General features: G+C 61.0%; 17 protein-coding genes, 1 tRNA gene and 2 pseudogenes. 12 read left to right on the forward strand and 8 right to left on the reverse strand.

All coding sequences use genetic code 11. The annotated features are described in order from the left end of the window. Position 1: 1 nt before the first annotated feature. Together BW989_RS05610 and BW989_RS05615 are read right to left on the reverse strand one after the other, a co-directional pair. Positions 2 to 559 carry a cysteine hydrolase family protein gene (locus BW989_RS05610; protein ID WP_076586173.1) on the reverse strand — a complete coding sequence of 186 codons (558 nt, stop codon included), beginning with the start codon at positions 557 to 559 and terminating at the stop codon, positions 2 to 4. A gap of 9 nt (positions 560 to 568) precedes the next feature. Continuing rightward, positions 569 to 1060, reverse strand: a pseudogene (locus tag BW989_RS05615) (DUF6766 family protein); the annotation flags it as partial. A 74-nt stretch (positions 1061 to 1134) separates the two neighbouring features. On the opposite strand from BW989_RS05615, the gene BW989_RS05620 reads away from it, so the two are divergent. The 5 genes from BW989_RS05620 to ligD all read left to right on the forward strand — a co-directional run bounded on the left by BW989_RS05620 (position 1135) and on the right by ligD (position 8253). After that, positions 1135 to 1743, forward strand: coding sequence for a spore coat protein (locus tag BW989_RS05620; RefSeq protein WP_076586175.1), 609 nt, complete (start codon positions 1135 to 1137; stop codon positions 1741 to 1743). 100 nt (positions 1744 to 1843) lie between these two features. Beyond that, on the forward strand, positions 1844 to 4237 hold the full coding sequence (locus tag BW989_RS05625; protein ID WP_076586177.1) for a catalase: 2394 nt from the start codon (positions 1844 to 1846) through the stop codon (positions 4235 to 4237). A gap of 305 nt (positions 4238 to 4542) precedes the next feature. Next, complete coding sequence (gene ku / locus BW989_RS05630; RefSeq protein ID WP_076586179.1) at positions 4543 to 5460, forward strand: non-homologous end joining protein Ku; 918 nt, start codon at positions 4543 to 4545, stop codon at positions 5458 to 5460. Between the two features lie 24 nt (positions 5461 to 5484). Continuing rightward, positions 5485 to 5661 carry a DUF3606 domain-containing protein gene (locus BW989_RS05635; RefSeq protein ID WP_076586181.1) on the forward strand — a complete coding sequence of 59 codons (177 nt, stop codon included), beginning with the start codon at positions 5485 to 5487 and terminating at the stop codon, positions 5659 to 5661. Positions 5662 to 5670: 9 nt separating this feature from the next. Next, on the forward strand, positions 5671 to 8253 hold the full coding sequence (gene ligD / locus BW989_RS05640; RefSeq protein ID WP_076586183.1) for a DNA ligase D: 2583 nt from the start codon (positions 5671 to 5673) through the stop codon (positions 8251 to 8253). 111 nt (positions 8254 to 8364) lie between these two features. Here the strand turns inward: ligD and BW989_RS05645 are convergent, their stop codons facing one another. From BW989_RS05645 to BW989_RS05655, 3 genes are all read right to left on the reverse strand, one after another. Continuing rightward, positions 8365 to 9801, reverse strand: coding sequence for an IS1182 family transposase (locus BW989_RS05645; protein WP_076586185.1), 1437 nt, complete (start codon positions 9799 to 9801; stop codon positions 8365 to 8367). Positions 9802 to 9869: 68 nt separating this feature from the next. Beyond that, positions 9870 to 11168 (reverse strand): Y-family DNA polymerase, encoded by a 1299-nt coding sequence (locus BW989_RS05650; protein WP_076586186.1) that lies wholly within the window; start codon positions 11166 to 11168, stop codon positions 9870 to 9872. After that, entirely contained in the window at positions 11161 to 11631 is a 471-nt protein-coding gene (locus tag BW989_RS05655) for a LexA family protein (RefSeq protein WP_083688266.1), read from the reverse strand. The genes BW989_RS05650 and BW989_RS05655 overlap by 8 nt, the downstream gene beginning before the upstream one ends. Before the next feature lie 166 nt (positions 11632 to 11797). Between BW989_RS05655 and BW989_RS05660 the strand changes: the two genes are divergently transcribed. From BW989_RS05660 to BW989_RS05670, 3 genes are read left to right on the forward strand one after another with little or no spacing between them, the layout of a single operon-like run. After that, the gene (locus tag BW989_RS05660) at positions 11798 to 12772 is read left to right on the forward strand and encodes an SOS response-associated peptidase family protein (protein WP_076586190.1); all 975 of its coding nucleotides are present in this window, start codon (positions 11798 to 11800) and stop codon (positions 12770 to 12772) included. Then, the gene (locus tag BW989_RS05665; protein ID WP_076586191.1) at positions 12769 to 13089 is read left to right on the forward strand and encodes a WDGH domain-containing protein; all 321 of its coding nucleotides are present in this window, start codon (positions 12769 to 12771) and stop codon (positions 13087 to 13089) included. Before BW989_RS05660 ends, BW989_RS05665 begins: the two co-directional genes overlap by 4 nt. Beyond that, entirely contained in the window at positions 13086 to 13367 is a 282-nt protein-coding gene (locus BW989_RS05670; protein WP_076586193.1) for a hypothetical protein, read from the forward strand. Before BW989_RS05665 ends, BW989_RS05670 begins: the two co-directional genes overlap by 4 nt. 157 nt (positions 13368 to 13524) lie before the next feature. Here BW989_RS05670 and BW989_RS12330 read toward each other — a convergent pair whose 3' ends face one another. Next, positions 13525 to 14271, reverse strand: coding sequence for an ASCH domain-containing protein (locus tag BW989_RS12330; RefSeq protein ID WP_083688268.1), 747 nt, complete (start codon positions 14269 to 14271; stop codon positions 13525 to 13527). A 187-nt stretch (positions 14272 to 14458) separates the two neighbouring features. Beyond that, positions 14459 to 14535: transfer RNA gene (locus tag BW989_RS05685), tRNA-Arg, on the reverse strand. 248 nt (positions 14536 to 14783) lie between these two features. Here BW989_RS05685 and BW989_RS05690 point away from each other — a divergent pair. Both BW989_RS05690 and BW989_RS05695 read left to right on the forward strand, forming a co-directional pair. Then, positions 14784 to 16067, forward strand: coding sequence for a nucleotide sugar dehydrogenase (locus BW989_RS05690; RefSeq protein ID WP_076586194.1), 1284 nt, complete (start codon positions 14784 to 14786; stop codon positions 16065 to 16067). Continuing rightward, positions 16064 to 17074, forward strand: a complete 1011-nt coding sequence (locus BW989_RS05695) for an NAD-dependent epimerase (protein ID WP_076586196.1) — start codon at positions 16064 to 16066, stop codon at positions 17072 to 17074. The genes BW989_RS05690 and BW989_RS05695 overlap by 4 nt, the downstream gene beginning before the upstream one ends. A 54-nt stretch (positions 17075 to 17128) precedes the next feature. On the opposite strand, the pseudogene aqpZ reads toward BW989_RS05695, so the two are convergent. Continuing rightward, positions 17129 to 17885: pseudogene (gene aqpZ / locus BW989_RS05700) on the reverse strand (aquaporin Z). A 157-nt stretch (positions 17886 to 18042) separates the two neighbouring features. On the opposite strand from aqpZ, the gene BW989_RS05705 reads away from it, so the two are divergent. Both BW989_RS05705 and BW989_RS05710 read left to right on the forward strand, forming a co-directional pair. Then, positions 18043 to 18561 (forward strand): c-type cytochrome, encoded by a 519-nt coding sequence (locus BW989_RS05705; RefSeq protein ID WP_076586511.1) that lies wholly within the window; start codon positions 18043 to 18045, stop codon positions 18559 to 18561. Between the two features lie 138 nt (positions 18562 to 18699). After that, positions 18700 to 20415 carry an ExeM/NucH family extracellular endonuclease gene (locus BW989_RS05710; protein WP_076586198.1) on the forward strand — a complete coding sequence of 572 codons (1716 nt, stop codon included), beginning with the start codon at positions 18700 to 18702 and terminating at the stop codon, positions 20413 to 20415. Positions 20416 to 20438: the final 23 nt, after the last annotated feature.

Genomic DNA, 20438 nt, shown 5'->3' on the forward strand with positions numbered 1-20438 from the left:
TCTACTGCTCAGCAGCCAAGCTGCGCAGGACGGTTTTGGCCCCTCGCGTGTCCAGGCTCATTGACTCGCGCATCAGTGCAAATGCGCGGGTGGATCGGGAAGGGGTCTGCGCGGCAACGCAATCCTGAGGGACCCGCACCTTGTATCCACGCATGTGGGCATCCTGTACGGTGGCCAAGACGCACGAGTCGGTGGCCACACCGGTGATCACAAGCTCCTGAAGCTTCAAGTCCGCCAGAATCGCGGGCAGGGTCGTGCAGAGGAAGCCCGAATGCCTCGGCTTGAGCACGTAGTATTCCCCCGGCTTAGGCCCCAGCACGGCGGCAATCTCGCTTGACGGGCCGGGATGCTGCCGGCACTTCGCGACGAGGTCGGTGAACTCCTGGTTCCAGTCCATGAAGTTGTCGTTGGCGAACAGCACCGGCCAGTTGCGGTCGGCGAAGGCTTGGCGAAGGGTGGCAATAGGGCCGCACGCTTTGAGCGCGTGGACACCCAGTTGGTTGCCCCCTTCGAAGTCGAAGAGGTTGATCATGTCGATGATGAGAAGCGCAGGACGCATATATCCGCCTTACGTCCCGGTCTGACTATGAGGTGCTTCGACCGGCTTGGACTGTGGCGAATCTTTCTGGCGCAGAAAGATGGTCAGCAAGACAAGTGCCGCCACGGCGAGGAACTCGCTTTTCCAGTTCTGAAAGGACTCGAACCAGAACTGGGCGCTAGCCAGGTGATCCCAAAGTTCAACAGGAGGTTTCCCGTCGAGCTGACGCTGGACGCTTTCGAGGCGCCAACTGCCATCCAAATGAAGTGCGAACGAGAGCAGGAAGAGCACACCAAATGCGATGGCCAGAGAGTGCTCGTAGAGCTTCAGCCAGACTCCGCCAATTCGCACGGGCCAAGGGGTTGGTCCGTATTCAACGCGATCCTCTTCTTGCGAGGGATCCAATGGGCGCGACTCTGCCGAGCCCTTTTGCCGAAGGGAGACACTTAGCAGCACATACATGCCCATCTGAAGAAACTCACTCTCCCAGTTCTCAAACGTGGCAGACACGAAGTGACCGCTGGCATTTTCACGTTGCGTTAGCGCCATGGCGCTAACGATGCGCTCCTTAGTTCACCCAACTAACGGAGTCAGTCATGGCAAGCAAGGGTTACGATCAGAGCGGTCTCAAGGAATTGCTCCTTCAGTCGCTGGAAACCGAGCGCGGCGGCATCAAGATCTACACGACTGCCATCAGCGCGGCGGTCAATGAAGACCTGCGCGAGGAATGGCAGGAATACCTGGAAGAGACCCAGCACCACGAGGAAGTGCTCACCCGCGTATTCAGCGAGCTCGGGATGGACACCGAGGAGATGAGCCCGGGCCGTGAAGTCTGCGCGCACAACGGCGCTTCGCTGGTGGCGGCCATTGAGCTGGCAAAGGCGAACGCCGATCCCGCGGCAGCGGAGCTGGTCGCGTGCGAATGCGTTGTTCTAGCGGAGACCAAAGATCACTCCAACTGGGAGTTGATCGGCAAGGTCGCAGAATCAGCCGATGACAAGGTAGCCCAGGTCCTGAAAGCGGCCTACGACGAGGTGGAGGAGGACGAAGATCACCACCTCTACCACACCAAGGGATGGTGCCGGGAGCTGTGGATCCAGAGCTTGGGGATGCCAGCCGTGCTGCCCCCGCCCGAAGAGGTCAAGAAGGTCGAGACCGCAATCGGCGCAGCCCGCGCCGAGCAAGCCCGAGAAGACATGTTGTGAGCAAAGCCCGCCTTATGGCGGGCTTTTTACCATCTTCACGCACTTCCCAACCTCCTGAGGGTGGCTGGGGTTTTGTCAATTCAGACAGGAAAACAGTCCCATGGCGACGTCACGCAAGAACTCCCCCAAAGACAAGAAGAGCGTGGCTAGTGCCGCTGCTGCTCGCAACTCTGAGAGTTCCGCGTCCAAGGCCCCACCGCAAGGTTCGGATGACTTGGCAGCTGAGCAGAGCGCGGAGGTGGAGGCAACGGCTGCCGCCATGCCGTTCAACGAGAACAAGGCAGCCGAGCACGGGCGCGAAGCGGCGCTGGATCCGCCCGAGGGCACCCAAATCGTTCCGCCGTCCTCGTTGGTGACGGCCAGCACCCTGGCGGAGAGCAATACGTCCGAGAAACTGGGAACCCGTGCTGAAGAAGGCGCAAATCCGACTGTCGGTTCCCTCGATCGCGTGCGTGTGGACAGCAGTGGCCAACGCCTGACAACCAACCAGGGCGTGCCGATCGCCGACAACCAGAACTCGCTCAAGGCAGGCCTGCGTGGCCCGGCCCTGCTGAAGGACTTCATCCTGCGCGAGAAGATCACGCATTTCGACCACGAACGGATTCCTGAGCGGATCGTGCACGCCCGAGGCTCGGGCGCACACGGCTTCTTCGAGAGCTATAAGAACCAGCGAAAACTCACTCGCGCGGCGCCGTTTCAGGAGGCAGGCAAGATCACGCCAGTCTTCGTGCGGTTCTCTACGGTCGCGGGAGAGCGAGGCAGTAAGGACACCGCGCGCGATGCGCGCGGGTTTGCTGTGAAGTTCTACACCGACGAGGGCAACTGGGACCTAGTGGGCAACAATATGCCTGTCTTCTTCATCCAAGACGCGATGAAGTTTCCTGACCTGGTGCATGCGGCCAAGCCCGAGCCGCACCACCAAATGCCGCAGGCCGCCTCGGCCCACGACACCTTCTGGGACTTCGTCTCGCTGATGCCCGAGTCCACCCACATGCTGATGTGGCTGATGTCCGACCGCGCCATTCCGCGCAGCTACCGCATGATGCAGGGCTTCGGTGTTCACACTTTCCGCTTCGTCAACGAGCGGGGCCAATCGTCCTTCGTGAAGTTTCATTGGACCCCGCTGCAGGGCACACACGCTTTGCTCTGGGACGAAGCCGTGAAGATCTCGGGCTGCGACCCGGACTACCACCGCCGCGACCTGTGGGAAGCCATCGAGGCGGGCGCTTACCCGGAGTGGGAATTGGGCGTGCAGATCTTCTCGGAAGAAGATGCCGAGCGGTTTTCGTTCGACATCCTGGACGCGACCAAGATCATCCCTGAAGAACTCGTGCCCATTACCCCACTGGGCCGGATGGTGCTCAACCGCAATCCCGACAACTTCTTCGCCGAGACAGAGCAAGTAGCGTTTTGCACGGCCCACGTGGTGCCCGGCATCGACTTCACTAATGATCCCTTGCTTGCAGGTCGAATTCACTCCTATGTGGACACTCAGCTGAGCCGACTCGGCGGGCCCAACTTCCACGAAATTCCGATCAATGCGCCCATCGCACCAGTTCATAACAACCAGCGCGACGGGTTGCATCGCCAGGCCATCCACCGCGGCAAGGTCTCCTACGAGCCGAACTCGTTGGGGGGCGGCTGTCCCTTCCAGGCCGGGGCGGCCGGCTTCGTCTCCTTCCCTGAGCCGGTGGAGCAGGACGAGGTGCGCGGCAAACCCGAGAAGTTCGCCGAGCACTTCAATCAGGCGGCCCTGTTCTTCAACAGCCAGACACCGGTGGAGCAAGCGCATATTGCGGCCGCGTTCCGCTTCGAGCTCTCGAAGCTGACAGTGCCCGCGATTCGCCAGAGGGTGGTCTCTATGCTTCGCAATGCCTCGGAAGAGCTGGCGGCGCAGGTAGCCGAAGGACTGGGGATGCCGCTCCCGGATGCCATGCCCCGGGCGCTGCCGAAGCCGCCCAAGGCAGAAGTGGACGTTTCCCAGCCGTTGTCGATGTTTGCTCGCCCGGGCAACACGGGCGTGGCAACGCGCAAGGTCGCCATCTTCGTGGGCGACGGCGTCGACGGCGACCAGGTGGCGAAAGCCCAGCAGGCCTTGCTGGACGCCGGAGCCGTCGGCCGACTGGTGGGACCACGCGTGGGAATCTTTACCGCAGCCGATGGCAGTGAGATCGATGCGGACGCCTCCTTTGAGAACGAGCCGTCCGTCCTGTTCGACGGGGTGATCATTCCTGACGGCGAGGGAACAGCGAAGGTGTGGGCTCGCGATGGGAGGGCGGCGGAGTTCGTGAAGGACCAGTTCCGCCATCTCAAGACCATTCTGGCGCTGGGCGAAGCGGTCGCGTTCGTCGAAGGGGCCGGCGTGCTGAGGGATGAGGGCGATCCTGGCTTGTTGCTTCAGAGCGAGCCGGAAGACGCGGCGGTGAACCAGTTCCTCGAGGCGTTGGCCCTGCATAAGCACTTTGGCCGTGAGACGGATCCGCCGATGCTCTGAACAGACCAAGGTGGCCAAGGCAGGTGCCTCGGCCACCAGGCGGCGTGTCTTCAGTTCTCTTCGAACATCAGCTCTGTGACGTGGACGCCTTTTGCCAAGGGCGGCTTGAGAAAGAAGGGGCCGCTCAGTCCTTGCCTCGATGCAGCGAGTGCATCCACCATGACGCCGGAGTTTCCCCCACTCAAGCGCCGACGACCGGAAGCCCCCGCGAGCGGGCTTGCCATATTGCAGCATCTGCGGACGGGGTGACACCGATTTCACGCGGCCGGACCTACAAGTGATGCTCGCACACGTTGGAGCCTGCCATGGCCCGCCCAATCTGGACCGGATCGCTTTCCTTCGGTCTGCTCAATATTCCTGTGTCCCTCATGTCCGGCGAGCGCCGAACGGACCTGAGCTTTCGCATGCTCGACTCCCGGGATAAAAAGCCCATCCGTTTCGAGCGGGTGAACGCGGACACTGGCGAAGAAGTGCCGTGGAAGGACATCGTCAAGGCCTTCGAGTATGACAAAGGCAGCTACGTCGTCATCGAGAAAGAGGATATCGCGGCTGCAGCGCCCGAATCGCATGAGTCGGTGGACGTGGAAACGTTCGTGGAGGCGTCCAGCATCAACCTGCGCTACTTCGAGAAGCCCTACGTCCTAGTCCCGGGCAAGAAAGCCGAGAAGGGCTACGTGCTGCTGCGCGAGACCCTGAAGAAGTCAGGAAAGGTGGGCATCGCCCGTGTGGTCATACGCACGCGGGAGTATATGTGCGCCGTCATGCCCGACGGGGACGCGCTGGTGTTGATCCTCCTGCGCTACCCGCAAGAGCTGGTCGAGTTCGACGAATACAAGCTTCCCGAGGGCAAGCCGGCCGATTACCGCCTGGCGCCCAAAGAACTTGAGATGGCCGAGCAGCTCATAGATTCGATGACATCCGAATGGAATCCGGCCGACTACCACGACGAGTTCCGATCACGGCTGTCGGACATCATCAAGAAGCGCATCAAGTCCGCCGGCGCCACCACCACGTTCGAAGAGCCCGAGCCGCGCGAAGACGCCGCCACCAACGTGGTGGACTTCATGTCGCTGCTCCAACAGAGCTTGGACACGAAGAAGCGCACGCCGGCCAAGGGCGCAGCCAAGAAAGCAGAAGCCAATTCCCCGGCTAAAGCGACCAAAGCGCCCGCAAAGAAAGCCAGCAAGGCCACCAAGAAATCCAGTGCCCGCAAGGCTTCCTGATTCACCACCGAAGGAGAAATATCCATGTCCGACAACAAGAGCAAGACCGGTTCCCCAGACCGCGATCGCATCAACCTGAGCGAGGACTACGAGGTCCAATACTGGACCAAGGAATTGGGCATCTCCGAGAAGGAGCTGCGAGATGTCATCCAGGCGGTGGGCAATACCTCCAAAGCGGTTCGCGAGCATCTGAGCAAGTAGCCCCACGCCATGAGCCTGACCGACTACCGTCGCAAGCGAAGCTTCGACAAGACGCGCGAACCGGAACCGGGCAAGGCGGTCCCGAAGGGGCAACGGGCGATCTTCGTGGTCCAGCTCCACCACGCCAGCCGCCGGCATTACGATTTCCGTTTGCAGGTGGGCGACGCCCTAAAGAGCTGGGCGGTTCCGAAAGGACCCAGCTACGACCCCAGCGTGAAGCGCATGGCGGTGGAGGTTGAAGACCACCCCATCGATTACGCCACCTTTCAAGGCGAAATCCCCAAGGGGGAATACGGCGGCGGGCACGTTGCCCAGTTTGATCACGGCGTGTGGGCCACCGACGGCGATCCCGAAGAGCAACTCGTTAAAGGCCACCTGCGCTTTGAACTGTTCGGCACCAAGCTCAAGGGCGGCTGGCATCTGGTGCGCTCAGGCAAACCCGCCAAGCAACCACAGTGGCTGCTGTTCAAAGACAAGGACGACTACGCCGGCACGCTGGAGGCCGACGATCTGCTCGCCGACGTGGCAGAGGCGCCGGCCGTGGATCTCAAGCGCGCGGGCTCCGGCAAGACGAACAAGAAGAAGCTGACGGCGGTCCCGGCAAAAAAGGGACGCAAGAAGGATTGGGCGAAGAAAGCCTCCGCTTTGCCCAAGGCCAAAAAGGGCGCCGCCCCCGCAGGGCCGTTCGAGCCCCAACTGGCCAAACTGGGCGAGTCCCCGCCCGAAGGCGAGCAGTGGATCCACGAGCTCAAGTGGGACGGCTACCGCATCCTGGCCACCATCGCCAAGGGCGAAGTGAGGTTGTGGTCTCGCAACGCGCTGGAATGGACCGCGAAGATTCCCGACATCCGCGACGCGGTTGCAGCGCTGGGCCTCGAGTCCGGGGCGCTGGACGGTGAGCTCATCGCCGGCAGCGGCACCAAGCAGGACTTCAACCTGCTCCAGTCCACACTGTCAGGCGAGCGCCAGGGCAAGCTGGCCTATGCGCTGTTCGACGTGCTCCACCTCAACGGGGTGGACCTCTCGGGCGCACCGCTCCTCGAGCGCAAAGCGTTGCTCCAGGAACTTCTGGACGACGCACCGGCCCACTTGGCGTTCAGTTCTCACATTGAGGGCGACGGGGAGGCAGCTTTCAAGCTCGCGGGGGATCGCCACTTCGAAGGCATCATCTCCAAACGCGCCGACCGTCCTTACCACGGTGGTCGGAGCGAGGATTGGCGCAAGACCAAGCAGCTGGTCAGTGATGAATTCGCGGTGGTGGGCTACACCGCTCCGAAGGGCAGCCGAACCGGGTTCGGATCACTGCTGTTGGCCAAGCCGGATGCCGAGCACGGCTGGCGCTACGTGGGCCGTGTGGGAACCGGTTTCAACGACGAACTAATGCGCGAGGTCACTAAGAAGCTGGCCAAGCGTGGGGGCAAAAAGCCCACCGCGTTCGTGGGAACCACCGACACCGACTTGCGCACCGCCACCTGGTTTGCCCCGCGCTTTGTGGTCGAGGTGTTTTTTCGCGGCATCGGCCGGCAGGACCTGTTGCGCCAGCCCTCGCTCAAGGCCATTCGCCCCGACAAGGACGTGGCGGATCTGGCCGACAGCGACCGGGCAGAAAAGCCCGCCAAGGCACCGAGCCTGGCCAAAGCCGCCAAGGTCAGTAAGGTGACCAAGTCCACCAAGGCCGGCAAGACAGCAGCGAAAGCTGGCAAGAAGGGCGCCACAACGGCGGATCTGCCCAAGCTCTCCAGTCCCACGAAGATCCTGTTCCCCGATAGTCGTATCACGAAGCAAGACGTGTGGGACTACTACTTGGCGGTGGCCGACCACTTGTTGCCGGAGATTGCTGGGCGGCCGCTGTCCATCATCCGGTGCCCGGCGGGCATCGAGCGGCCGTGCTTCTTCCAGAAACACCTGACCGCGGGGCTGGAGCGGGTGGACACCGTCAAGCTCAAGGAGGAATCCGGCGCTAACGCGGATTACCTGGTGGTGGAAGACCTGCCGGGGTTGATGGAGCTGGTGCAGTTCAACGCGCTGGAGTTTCACCCGTGGGGCTCGCACGCCCAAGAACCCGATCGCGCTGACCGGGTGGTGTTCGACCTGGATCCCGGTGAGGGCGTGCCGTTCTCGGAGATCAGGAAGGCGGCGACGGACATCCGCAAGCTGCTGGAACAGCTGGAACTAGAATCGTTCCTGCGCGTGTCTGGCGGCAAGGGCCTCCACGTGGTGGTGCCCTTGAATCCGGGGTGCGATTGGGATCTTACCAAGCGCTTCGCGCACGGTTTCGCCGACGCGCTGGCCCGTTCGGAGCCGGACCGCTTCCTATCCACCGCAGCCAAGAGCAAACGCAACAAGCGGATCTTTGTGGACTACCTGCGCAACGGGCGGGGCGCCACCGCGGTGGCCTCCTACTCTATGCGGGGGCGCGCCGGTGCGCCCGTCGCTCTGCCGCTGGCCTGGAGCGAGCTATCTAAGCTAGATAAGGCGAATGCGTTCTCGATCAAGGACGTGCCCGCCAGACTGAAGCGCAGGCGGAAAGACCCATGGGAAGACATCGGAAGAATCAAACAGAACCTCGCACGTTGGGCGCATAACGAATAGAGGGCAATGTCCGCTTCTGGCCGAGGCTGTGTAAAAACTCCCGGGCGCGGTGCTGCCGACGACGATGCAGCCAGTTTGAGCAACCAGCGCTGCAGTAAAAGAACTTGATGCTCAGGCTGCGATGGCCCGCACCATGCCCTCGGTGCCCATGATCTTGATCATCCGCTTCATGTTGTAGGCCAGAACTGCCAGGCTGATCTCCGTTTTGACCTTCGGTAGCGTCTTCGTCAGCAACGGCGTCGTGCCGAGCCATGATTTCAGCGTGCCGAAGACATGTTCCACCGTCTGCCTTCGCACCACCGCTGTTTGCGGCCTGGCATCCAGCAGCATCTGCATTCGTTCGAGCACATGCTCGTGCTCCCATCGTCCGATACGCCTGTAGCTGGCAGTCGTGCATTGCTTCCGGATCAGGCAGCGGGGGCAGGCGGAGGACCAGTACTTGTGCAAGGTCAGCCCTTTCTCCTCTGTCGTAAAGCGGTGGATCGCCCGTTCGCCCGCCGGACATTCGTACTCATCAGCGGCTTCGTCGTAGACGAAATCGCGTTTGTCGAACCGGCCTTCGGCCTTGGCGTTGGATGTCAGAGGCTTGGGTACCAACGGGATGACGCCTGCCTCCTCGCACGCCAGGATCTCCGGGGCACTGAAGTAACCACGGTCCGCCAGCGCCGTCATATGCTCGGCGCCAAGGGCGTCCTTGGCCTTCATCGCCATGCGTGAGAGTTGCGCACGGTCGTGATCGTCGTTTGTCACGTCGTATGCCACGATCAGGTGGTGCTTGGCGTCGACCGCCGCCTGGACGTTGTAGCCCACCGTGCCCGTGCCACGGCCACTTGAGGTCATTGATCTCGCGTCGGGATCCGTCAGCGAGATCTGGTGATCGGGGGTGGCCTCAAGCTGCTTTTCAATCTCGTCGAGCTTCTCCATCTGCGCATGCAGCTTGGCCAGCTTGTCTCTCAGCTGGGGAACGCGGCCCTCTGGCAACAAAGTGGGATCGCGATCTGACCGGTCCAGCTCGGCTAGGTAACGCGCAACGCTGTCCTCCAGTTGTTGCCGGCGCCCCTTGATCTTGCCGACGGTGAAGTTGCGATCCCGACTGTTCACTGCCTTCAGCTTGCTGCCGTCAATCGCGACGATTGCATGCGAGAAGACCTTCATGTTCCGGCACAGCGCGACGAACCGACTGCACACGGCTGTGATCGCGCCGCCGTTGTCCTTGCGGAAGTCGGCGATGGTCTTGAAGTCCGGCGCCAGTCGACCGGTCAGCCAGATCAGCTCCAGGTTCCGTTGCGCCTCCCGTTCCAGGCGCCGGCTGGACTGGATGCGATTGAGGTAACCGTAGATGTAGATCTTGAGCAGCGCGGCGGGGTGATAGGCAGGACGGCCACCAGCCCCGCGATTGACCGCCTCGAAGCCCAGCGCGCTCAGGTCGAGCGCTTCGACGAAGGCATCGACCACCCGCACCGGGTTGTCTTCGTGGACGTAGTCTTCCAGCCGATCAGGGAGAAGAAGCCCCTGGGAACGATCAACGCCATCCACGAATCGCTTCATGCAGAGCACCCATTGACCGGTGCTCAGATCATGCCAGTGAAGGTGGGGTTTTCACACAGCCTCGGCCTTTAGCGGACTCTGATTAGCTCATCCCACTTCGTCGTATAAGAGGGCGACAGCGACTTGAGCATCGGGCGCCATTGAGCTTCTCCGCCATGTCGCTTCACTTGATCAGGCCGCACACCACCGACCCTCCAACCAGCAGCGCCGAGCCCCAATGTGCCTCGCCCGTACTTGGCGTTGATGCGATCGAGTACTTCCATACCCCGCTCGCGTCTAGGATCTGGCGCCGAGAAAAAATCCGCTTGTCGCTGGCCACCACGAACTAGGTCAACTAGCCCGACGCCGCCACGTTTGAACGCCTGCCCTGGTTTAATGATTGACTTTGCGAGCCAGCGCACTGCTAGTAAGACATCACGCGTGTCCTGAGTTGGAAACGGAAGCGGCACCGTGCGCGAGACATGGAAGCCGTTGCCCTTATGCGGGTTGCCATCCAGCCACACCCACACTGCTGATGCTGCGAGGCCACGGCCTCGCATCTTTTCTGCTGCAACCGTGGCGAATGTCACCAGAGCATCCATCGGATCTGTCACATCGCGACCAAACATTCGCGAAACGATGATCTGTTGGCGATCTGGTTCTTCTAACTCTAAATCTCCACATGGGATTCCGCGTAATTCGGTTTGGGTTCGCGCGAGCACCACCCCGTATTGGGCACGTACGTGCTCGGCAGGTAAGGCAGCAAGATCGGCAGCCGTCTCGACGCCTTCCTTGGCGAGCCTTTTGGCGAACTGTCGCCCGACGCCCCAGACATCCTCGACCGGCAAGTTATGAATGTTGTCCGGTGTGGCATGGAAAACAGCCAGTCGGCCGGCATGGATGGCTCGCTTGGACTGGTTCTTCGCGAGCTTGTTGCCTGCCTTGGCAAGCGTCCGGGTGATGCCGAGGCCTACGCAGCACGGGATACCCACCCATTGGAGGATCCTTTCTCTTGCTTCAAGGCAGAGCGCGACGGGGTCGGCAATTCCCTCTATATCGACGAAATTCTCGTCAATGGAATACACCTCCACTCGCGGAAACATCTCACGCAGGATGGTCACGATCCGGGCAGACATGTCTCCATACAACGCGAAATTGGCCGAGCGCACCTGAACCTGCTTCCGGATATCTTCTGGCACCTGGAAGATAGGGGTGCCGATCTTCAGTCCCAGCGCCTTGGCCTCAGGCGACAGGGCGATGCAGCAGCCATCGCCATTACCCAGCACGACTGTGGGGACACCAAGAAGGCTTGGATCCCACATGCGCTCACAGGACACGTAGAACGTGTTGCCATCGATAAGCGCAAAACGTGGCGCTGGCTCAGACATGGAAGTGCACGCTGCTACGCACCACGCCCCAGATGTCGAGCTCGACGTCCTCAGGCACGAATATCGACGTGTGCCCCTCGCTGCTTGCCAGCACGATTCGGTTGCCCCGAACGTAGAGCTTCTTGCACACGAAACCACCCTCCCACAGCACGACGACGGTGTGGCCAGGGCGTGGAGAGATGGAGCGGTCGACGATGAGCAGGTCACCGTCATGAATGCCGAAGTCGACCATGGACCCCCCGCAGTCGGCTTGAACCAGGAAAGTTGCTGGGGGGTTGGCGATCAGCTTCTCGTTGAGGTCTAGCCGGTCATCCTCACGGAAAAAATCCTCCGCGGGACTTGGGAAGCCGCAAGCAGCCGAGGTGGCAAGCATCGGTAGGGAGCGCTGGCTGAGTGCTGATACCGAGCCAAGAAATCCCGTTGGAGTCGGCAGTGGACGGCGCGAGACAGGAATGGTGAGCATGGCGAGAGATCCTCCTAGGCCCGCGGCTCACAAGTTGAGACACGGGTGACGAGGCTACGCCTCGAATCTGGCCCGTGTCATTTAGTACTTCGCTGAACAGGGCTGTGGAACGTCAGAGCAAGTTTCACGCGGGTGAGCCTTACACTCTCAGCAGGAGGAAGGATTCATGTGCTACTCGGCTGAATGCTGGGCGCTCTACGACGCCTATGTACAAGAGTTCGATGCAGACATCGACATCAAGGCGTTCTGGGAAATCTACCTAGAGCGCGATGAAAAGTACCGCATCCGTAAGAAACTGTCCGATGGCACCAAGATTCCCAAGGGCGTGGATCTAAACTTCCGGCGGCCGAAATCAGAGCTTGAAGGAAAGATCCAAGACCTGATCGGTGAATGGAATGGGCGTAAGTTGGCCGAGAGCGAAGCCGAACTCGCCAAACAAGAAGCTCGCCTTGCTGCTGCAGTGGAGAAGCTCAAGGTCAAAGAAACCAAAACTGCACTCAACGAGCAACGCATCGCCGGCAACAAGATCAAGCAGATGACGCGGTGGATCGAAGATGCAAAACGCACTCGCCACGAGCCAGCCCGCGACGACAGAATCTTCCCGGACTGGTACGCCCCGGTGATGATCATTGAGAACGGCAAGAAGATCATCCGCCCTATGCGCTATCACTGCCGTCCGGCAGGCATGTCCGCTTCCAGTGATGTGACTAAGGAAGGGCGCATTTCCGGAAAATACAACGCTCGCCGTGACAACCTCACTCGGTTTTGGCGCAAACAGTTCGGGCGTACGCATGCGCTGGTGCTGGCCGAAACCTTCTATGAGAATGTTGACGACGGCAAAGGCGGCAGTAAGGAAATCCAGTTCCGGCCGCGGACAGGCGAGACCATGTATATCGCCTGCGTGTATTCGCACTGGGTGGATCCCACGGGCAAGCAGCCAGACCTATGGTCTTTCGCTGCGATCACGGATGAACCGGAGCCTGAGGTGGCTGCTGCAGGGCATGATCGAACCATCATCAATATCAAACCCGAGCATGTGGAAGCGTGGCTGACGCCCGAAGGTCGCACGGATGAGGAGTTGTTCGCGATCTTCGACGACAGGCGGCACCCGTATTACGAGCTCGTCAAGGAAGCAGCGTGAAGGAAACAGAGGTCGAGCGGTTGACGCGCAAGAGGGATGCTGCCTACGACGAACGAATGTATCTGGTGGCTGCGCTTGCCAGGCTGTTTCCTTCCGGAATCAGAGATACGACAACACCAGGTTGGACCTCAGACTGGAAGGGCTGCGTGTATATCGACCTGCCGTCAGGACAGATCAGTTACCACTACCACACCCGCCATGAGGCGTTATTTAGTGGCCTGCCTGCATACATCAGCCCGTGGGACATGCATACGAAGGATGACGTCCATGCGAGACTTGCTGCACTGTGGAATGACGGCATAAAGAAAGCCATATGAAGGACCAATCAACCACTGCCACTTCCCTTGAGGATAAGTTGGTAGCTCTGCGCGTGTTCGTGGATACCTTCAAAGTCCCCGACACGATGACCTTTCGCCAGCTCGCCGAGCGCTACAAGCAAGAAGTCGATGCATTAGGCCTGGGGAATTTCGACTGGAAGGGAAAGCACTCTGAAGAAATTGAACAACTAATCTTTGATATCAACGAAGGAGAAGACATCAGAGGCTGGATTCGCTATGAGGAAGGGCTGGATGATTTTGTGCGGCGAAGCCAGTAAATCACTGGCTGCGATATATGAGTAGGCTGGATGGTTACCGCGATGCAGAAATCGATACGGGTATATAAGTCTATTAACCGGATGCTTTGATTGCGTCAATTGAGGCCGCTATTGGCCGGAAGTCGCCTTTCCAAGCAGACAAAGCACCCGACTTGGATCATGCAGGCGGCACCATCCAGTCAACACCCGACACGATTCCCCAATTCCCTTTTTCATTGGGGCGGCGCCAACGAGGCGGACTCATCGTGCGGAGCTGAGCCAACGCGGCTTCATAGCCGGAGACGCGAAACTCCGCGCCCTTTTCTCCGATCTGGAATACGCCGCCGCGACCGACGTGCGGACCGAACCATGAGCCGTCCTTGGCCACGCGAACCAATTTGCCAACGGTTGTACGCGCCGCTTCCACGTCACGGTTTGCCATGGCTTTCGCAGCGGTATTAGCCGATTTGGCAGTGTGCTCGTCAGCTCGGGCCCGTGGCGATACTCGAGGCTCGCCGGCTACTTCGGAATACGTCGAACCGGAAGCTCGCTGCGCTTGGATCGCAACCGCGACATCGGGATCAAGATTTACCCAGATGACAGCACCGGACGGGTGCTTGTAGGAGACCGGTACTGCCAATGGCGTGGCGAGTTCCAGTTGCCAGGCGGTCGTCCACTTCATGGCGCGCCCGGACTCGAACTCGACCATGGGCACGCAATGCCGCGAGGCGTTTGATAGGAGCTCTTCCAGTCCAAGGGGGCCGTGGTTGCCGGTGACATTCGCAGTTCCAACGACCTGTCCACTTCCCTTGCGGATCAGTGCGATGGGCCCACGCACCTGCGTGGGGCGGCTGCGCATCTCCCAATCCTTCTTGCCGGCTAGGATCAATGAAATCCATGGTTCGTCGATGATCAGTCCCTTCAACTTCCCTTTCCCCTGTGGTCGGCTGCAACCAGTCCAGCTTAGGGGACGCGTGTCTCAGGAGGCGAGAAGGATGAGCGTCGGAGGGCCATAATGAGGCCTTGGATACGTCACATGGCCATTACTCATCCGCCAGCCTGTACCCAAAATTTCTTGGCACTGATCCGGCACAGATTTGTCACAGGAGGGGTGGCGCGCCTGGAGGGATTCGAACCCCCGACCAATGGCTTCGGAAGCCACTACTCTATCCGGCTGAGCTACAGGCGCTTAAATCAACAACTTACATCGTTTGACGCAACCCTCTGACTACTGGCGCTGTGACACCTGCCGGACCCCATTTTGGGGCTGAGTAATGGCTTCGGAAGCCACTACTCTATCCGGCTGAGCTACGGGCGCGTTGTATCGGCGAATCGCCGCCGCTCGCAGTGCAAGCGGGGTCACATTGTCGCACGCTGGCCCTGATTGCGGGAGCCGTCGCGGAGGCGAGTGGGCCTACCTGTTATCTTTGCCGCCGCATGGCACTTACCCTTTCCCCCGATACGCGTATCGCCGTCATCGGCCTTGGTTACGTTGGTTTGCCGCTGGCCGTCGAGTTTGGCAAGCGCTACCCGACCACGGGCTACGACATCCAGTTCCGCCGTGTGTCGGAGCTTCGCGATGGCCACGACAGCACGCTGGAGGTCTCGCCAGAAGACCTCGCATCGGCCGCGCATCTGCAGTTCACCGACGAGCTGGAATCGATCGCCGGCAGCGACATCTTCGTCGTTACCGTGCCCACGCCCATCGATGCCCACAAGCGCCCGGACTTGGGTCCGCTGGAATTGGCCAGTCAGGCGGTGGGCAGTGTGCTGCGACGCGGCAATATCGTCATCTTCGAAAGCACGGTGTACCCGGGCTGCACGGAAGAGATCTGCGTGCCGATCCTTGAGCGCATCTCTGGCCTGCGCTTCAATCACGATTTCTTTTGCGGTTACAGCCCAGAGCGCATCAACCCGGGTGACCGCGCGCATCGCGTCACCGACATCCGCAAGGTCACATCAGGCTCCACCGACGAGGCCGCCGGGTTCGTCGATGCGCTTTACCAAAGCATCATCACCGCGGGTACGCATCGCGCGCCCAGCATCAAGGTGGCCGAGGCCGCTAAAGTCATCGAGAACACCCAGCGTGATCTCAATATCGCGCTCGTCAATGACTTGGCGATGTTGTTCGACAAGCTGGGCATCGACACGCAAGACGTGTTGGATGCCGCCGCGACCAAGTGGAACTTCATCCCGTTCCGCCCTGGTTTGGTGGGCGGGCATTGCATCAGCGTGGACCCGTACTACCTGACCCACAAGGCGGAGCAAGTTGGCCATCACCCGGACGTAATCCTGGCCGGTCGCCGCACCAATGACGGCATGGGCATTTACGTTGCCAAACAAGTGATGACGTTGATGGCGGACAAGGGTGTGAGCCTGATTGCGCCCCGCGTGTTGGTGTTGGGTCTCGCGTTCAAGGAAAACTGTCCGGACCTGCGCAACACACGGGTGGTGGATGTGATCGAAACCCTGCGCAAGCAGGGCGCGATGGTGGATGTGCACGATCCGCGCGTCGATGCGCACGAAGCTTTGCGCGAATACGATCTTGCGCTGATCGATGCGCCTGCCAAGGGCGCGTATGACGCGATCGTGTTGGCGGTCGCGCATCAAGAATTTCTGGATTTGGATGTCGCGACCTTGCGCGGCTGGGGCAGGCCCGATGTCGTGTTGTACGACGTCAAATCGGTCTTGCCACGCGAATGGGTGGATGGACGGCTATGAGTGTCTTGGTCACGGGCAGCGCAGGCTTCATCGGCTCGCAAGTCGCGCACCGGTTGCTTGATCGCGGCGAGCGGGTAATCGGCTTAGACAATCTCAACGATTACTACGATGTCAGCCTGAAAGAAGCGCGGTTGGCGCGACTGGAGGCACGGAAGGGTTACCAGCACGTCAGAGCTGATCTGGCGGATCGTGCAGCGCTGGAGGCGATGTTTGCCCAGTACCGTCCGCGCAAGGTGGTGCATCTGGCCGCGCAGGCGGGCGTGCGTTATGCGGCGGAAAACCCGCATGTGTACATCAGCAGCAATGTCACTGGCTTCTTGCATGTACTGGAAGGCTGCCGACACTACGAAGTCGAGCACCTAGTCTACGCCTCGACCAGCTCGGTATATGGCGCCAATACCGCGATGCCGTTCTCCGAGCACGGCTCGGCCGAGCACCCGCTGACGCTCTATGCGGCGACCAAGAAAGCCAACGAACAGATGGCGCATAGCTATGCGCATCTATATGGCTTCCCCACGACAGGTCTGCGCTTTTTCACCGTATATGGCCCGTGGGGACGCCCGGATATGGCCTTGTTCCTGTTCACCCGCGCGATCCTGGCCGGGGAGCCGATTCGCGTCTTCAACCATGGCAGGCACAAGCGCAGCTTCACGTATATCGATGACATCGTCGAGGGCATCATTCGCACCTTGGACAATCCGCCTGCGCGTGATCTGGAATGGAATGGCGATGCGCCGGACCCGGCCACCAGCGGCGTTGCACCGTTCCGCCTTTACAACATCGGCAACGAACAGCCGGTCGAACTGCTGCGATACATCGAAGTGCTGGAGCAAAACCTGGGCCGCAAGGCCACGCTGGAGATGCTGCCGCTGCAGCCTGGCGATGTACCGGATACCGAGGCCGATGTCTCGGACCTGATCGCCAACGTCGGCTACCGCCCGGTGGTGCCGGTCGAAGAGGGTGTGGCGAATTTCGTCGAGTGGTACCGCGACTACTACAAGGTTTGACTGGGGCAAAAGCCCCGACGCGGGCACGCCGCGCCGGGGGAAGCTGTTGCCTATTTAGCGGCCGTTGCCGACGATGTCCGGCGCGTCATCCGCGCCCAGCCATTTGTACAGGCCGCCGCCGATCACCGCGCCAATGAACGGCGCCACCCAGAACAGCCACAACTGCGACACTGCACCGCTGCCGGCGAACAGCGCGACGCCGGTGGAGCGCGCGGGGTTCACCGAGGTGTTGGTGACTGGAATGCTGATGAGGTGGATCAAGGTCAGCGCCAAACCAATCGCAATCGGCGCGAAACCGACCGGCGCCCGATGGTGGGTGCTGCCCAGGATCACCACCAGGAACATCGCAGTCATCACGATTCGCAGGCCAAAGCCGCGCCCATTGCATACCCGCCCGGTGACAGACTGTCATAGCCATTGCTGGCGAAAGCGCCCGCCGTCGCCGTATCTCCAACCACGGTTTGGCCGATGGCGGTCCCATTGCCGCTGGCGATAAAATACAGCAGCGCACCCGCGGCGATGCCGCCGAGCACTTGGGCGATGACGTAGCCCGGTAGGTCGCGTGCCGGAAAACGGCCGCCCGCCCACAGCCCCAGGCTGACTGCCGGATTGAAGTGGCCGCGGGAAATGTGCCCCAGTGCATAGGCGCCAGTGAGTACGGTCAGGCCGAAAGCCAGCGACACCCCAGCAGCCCGATCCCCAGCGGGTTGCCATCCCCGCCGAACTTGGCCGCCAGCACGGCGCTGCCGCAGCCGCCCAAGACAAGCCAGAAGGTGCCGATGAACTCGGCTGCCCATTTCTTTGATTGCATGGTGTTTCCCCGATCATTCACGCCTGTCTGGCGCAATCGCAGGCTACTCCGACCGGTGGGCGGATGCAGATCGGCCGGGGCTATGGCCGCTCGTGGGGCCGGCCTTTATACTGTGCGGCTGGAACATGGCCACTTGGGCCATGCGGGACAGAGCCACGTGAACAAGCACGACACCGTATTCCTCAAGAAATTCTCGCTGATCATCGCCTTTTTGGGCGTCTTGACGGTCAGCCTGATTCTGTTTGCACGCTACCTCAACCACCTGTTGCCGCACGAAATGACGCCGCAAGCCAAGGCGCAGCTCGATGCCCGCATCGCGCCCGTCGGTTCGGTATTTGCCGGCAAAATCGGTGTTGCCGAGCAAGTCGCCTCGGCTGAGGCCATGAAGGCCGCCGCTGCGGCTAATGTGGCCTACGGCGGCACGCTGGATGGCAAGGTCATCTACGACAACCTCTGCACCAGCTGCCACACCAGTGGTACCGGTGGCGCGCCGAAGCTGGATGCTGGCGGCATTGGGGCTCGCGTAGCCCAGCAGGGCTTGGAAGAGCTGATCAAGAAGGCCACCGAAGGCTTCACCGGCACCGCTGGCGTCATGCCCGCGAGGGGCGGAAACCCGGCGATCACCGACGAGCAGATGCAGAAGACCGTCGAGTGGATGGTCGAGCAGAGCAAGTAAGCGCTCTGTCGCTTCGTGTCCAAACGCCGCCCTTGGGCGGCGTTTTTCGTTTTGGCTATTGAAGATTCGGGGATGGAGAAGTGCGGATCTCGCATCGGCATGAAACACTGCGCATCTGCCTGCCACGCCTGACGCCCCATGCAACGACATCGCCAACTTTCCTTGCTCGCGCTCTCCTTCACGCTTGCCGCCTGCGCCAGCATTGCCCCACCGCCCGAGGTGACCCCGATCGGGGCCGTGCAAGGCAGCGGCATGACCAGCCCGATGTTGGGTCGGGAAGTCACCGTGGATGGCATCGTGACCGCGAATTTCGCCGCGGGTCTTGGTCTGTGGACGCTGCAAGGCACGGCGGATGACGATGCGGCGACATCGGATGCCCTGTTCCTGTCGGGCGTCGGTGGTCCCCTGCTTGTCGGCGATCACGTGCGCGTGCAGGGACGTGTGGCCGAACGCGATACCGGCAAGGGCGCTAGCATCACTGTGCTGGAAGTCACCGGCTTGTCGGCCTTGGCACCGACGCCATTGCCGAGTGCGCAGGCACTGGCGAATGTTCCGGTGGATGCTGCGGCCTGGGAGTCACTGGAGGCGATGCGGGTCAGGTTTGTCCAGGACCTGGCCATCGTTGATACCCATAACGCCGCACGCTTCGGCGAGTGGCAAGTGGCGCTAGAAGGGCGCGTGTGGACACCGACTGAAGTTGTTCTGCCGGGTGATGCCGCGAATGCACTCGGCCGCCAGAATCGTGCGCGCGTGGTCGCGCTGGATGATGGGGATGCGCGAAGCAGCGCCGATACCGTGATGCGCCGCGACATCCCACGTACGGGTAGTTTGATGAAAGGCGTGACGGGCATTGTCGATGAACGCTTCGGCGGTTATCGGCTGCAATTAGCGCAGGCGCCCGTGGTGGAAGCGGCGAAGCGCCCCACCGCACCCATGCGAAAAGGTGATGTGCGCATCGCCGCGATGAATCTTGAGAACCTGTTTAACGGGGATGGCCAGGGTGGCGGTTTCCCGACCGAGCGCGGGGCAAAAACCCAGGCCGCATACCTGCACCAGCGCGCCAAGCTTGTTGCAGCACTGGCAGCATTGGACGCTGATGTAGTGGCGTTGATGGAGTTGGAGAATGATGGGGCGGGACCATTGTCTTCCGAGGCGCAGCTGCTCCTCGCCTTGAATGCCATCCACGGAGGCGATTGGCGCGCGATATCGATGCCGACCAATGCCAGCACCGATGCGATTCGCGTCGGCTTGATCTATCGTGCATCCAAGGTGAAGCCCGTGGGCGCTTCCGCCACGTTCGATCAAGGCCCGTTCGCGGGTCTCAGCCGTCCGCCGTTGCTGCAAGCGTTTCGTGCGGGCCGCGGCCCGCTGTTCAACGTGGTCGCCAATCACTTCAAGTCGAAAGGTTGTCGTGATGCTAAAGGTGGCGATGCCGACCAGCGTGACGGCCAGAGTTGCTGGAATGCGTCACGCCTGACATCGGCAAAACTGCTGGATGGTTGGCTGCGACAACGCATCGATGCCAAGCTGGATGCGCCGATCGTCATATTGGGCGATCTGAACGCCTATGCGATGGAAGACCCACCCCGCTGGCTGCGTGAAAACGGTTGGCGTGATGCATTTGCCGAAGCCGGCATCCAACATCCTTATTCCTATGTGTACGACGGGCAAATCGGCCGCCTGGACCATGCCCTGCTCTCGCCTGCAATGGCGGTGCGGCTGGCGAGCGCCGCCGAATGGCATATCAATGCCGACGAGCCCGATGCGCCGGAGGGCCTGGATGCGCCGGTCACGCCTTTGCGCAGCTCGGATCATGATCCGCTGGTGGTCGACCTGCGTTTGCAGGAGCGATGAAAAAGGTTTTCCGCCTGCCCGGA

Origin of the sequence: Solilutibacter tolerans (assembly GCF_900155935.1) — a bacterium.
Lineage (GTDB): Bacteria > Pseudomonadota > Gammaproteobacteria > Xanthomonadales > Xanthomonadaceae > Solilutibacter > Solilutibacter tolerans.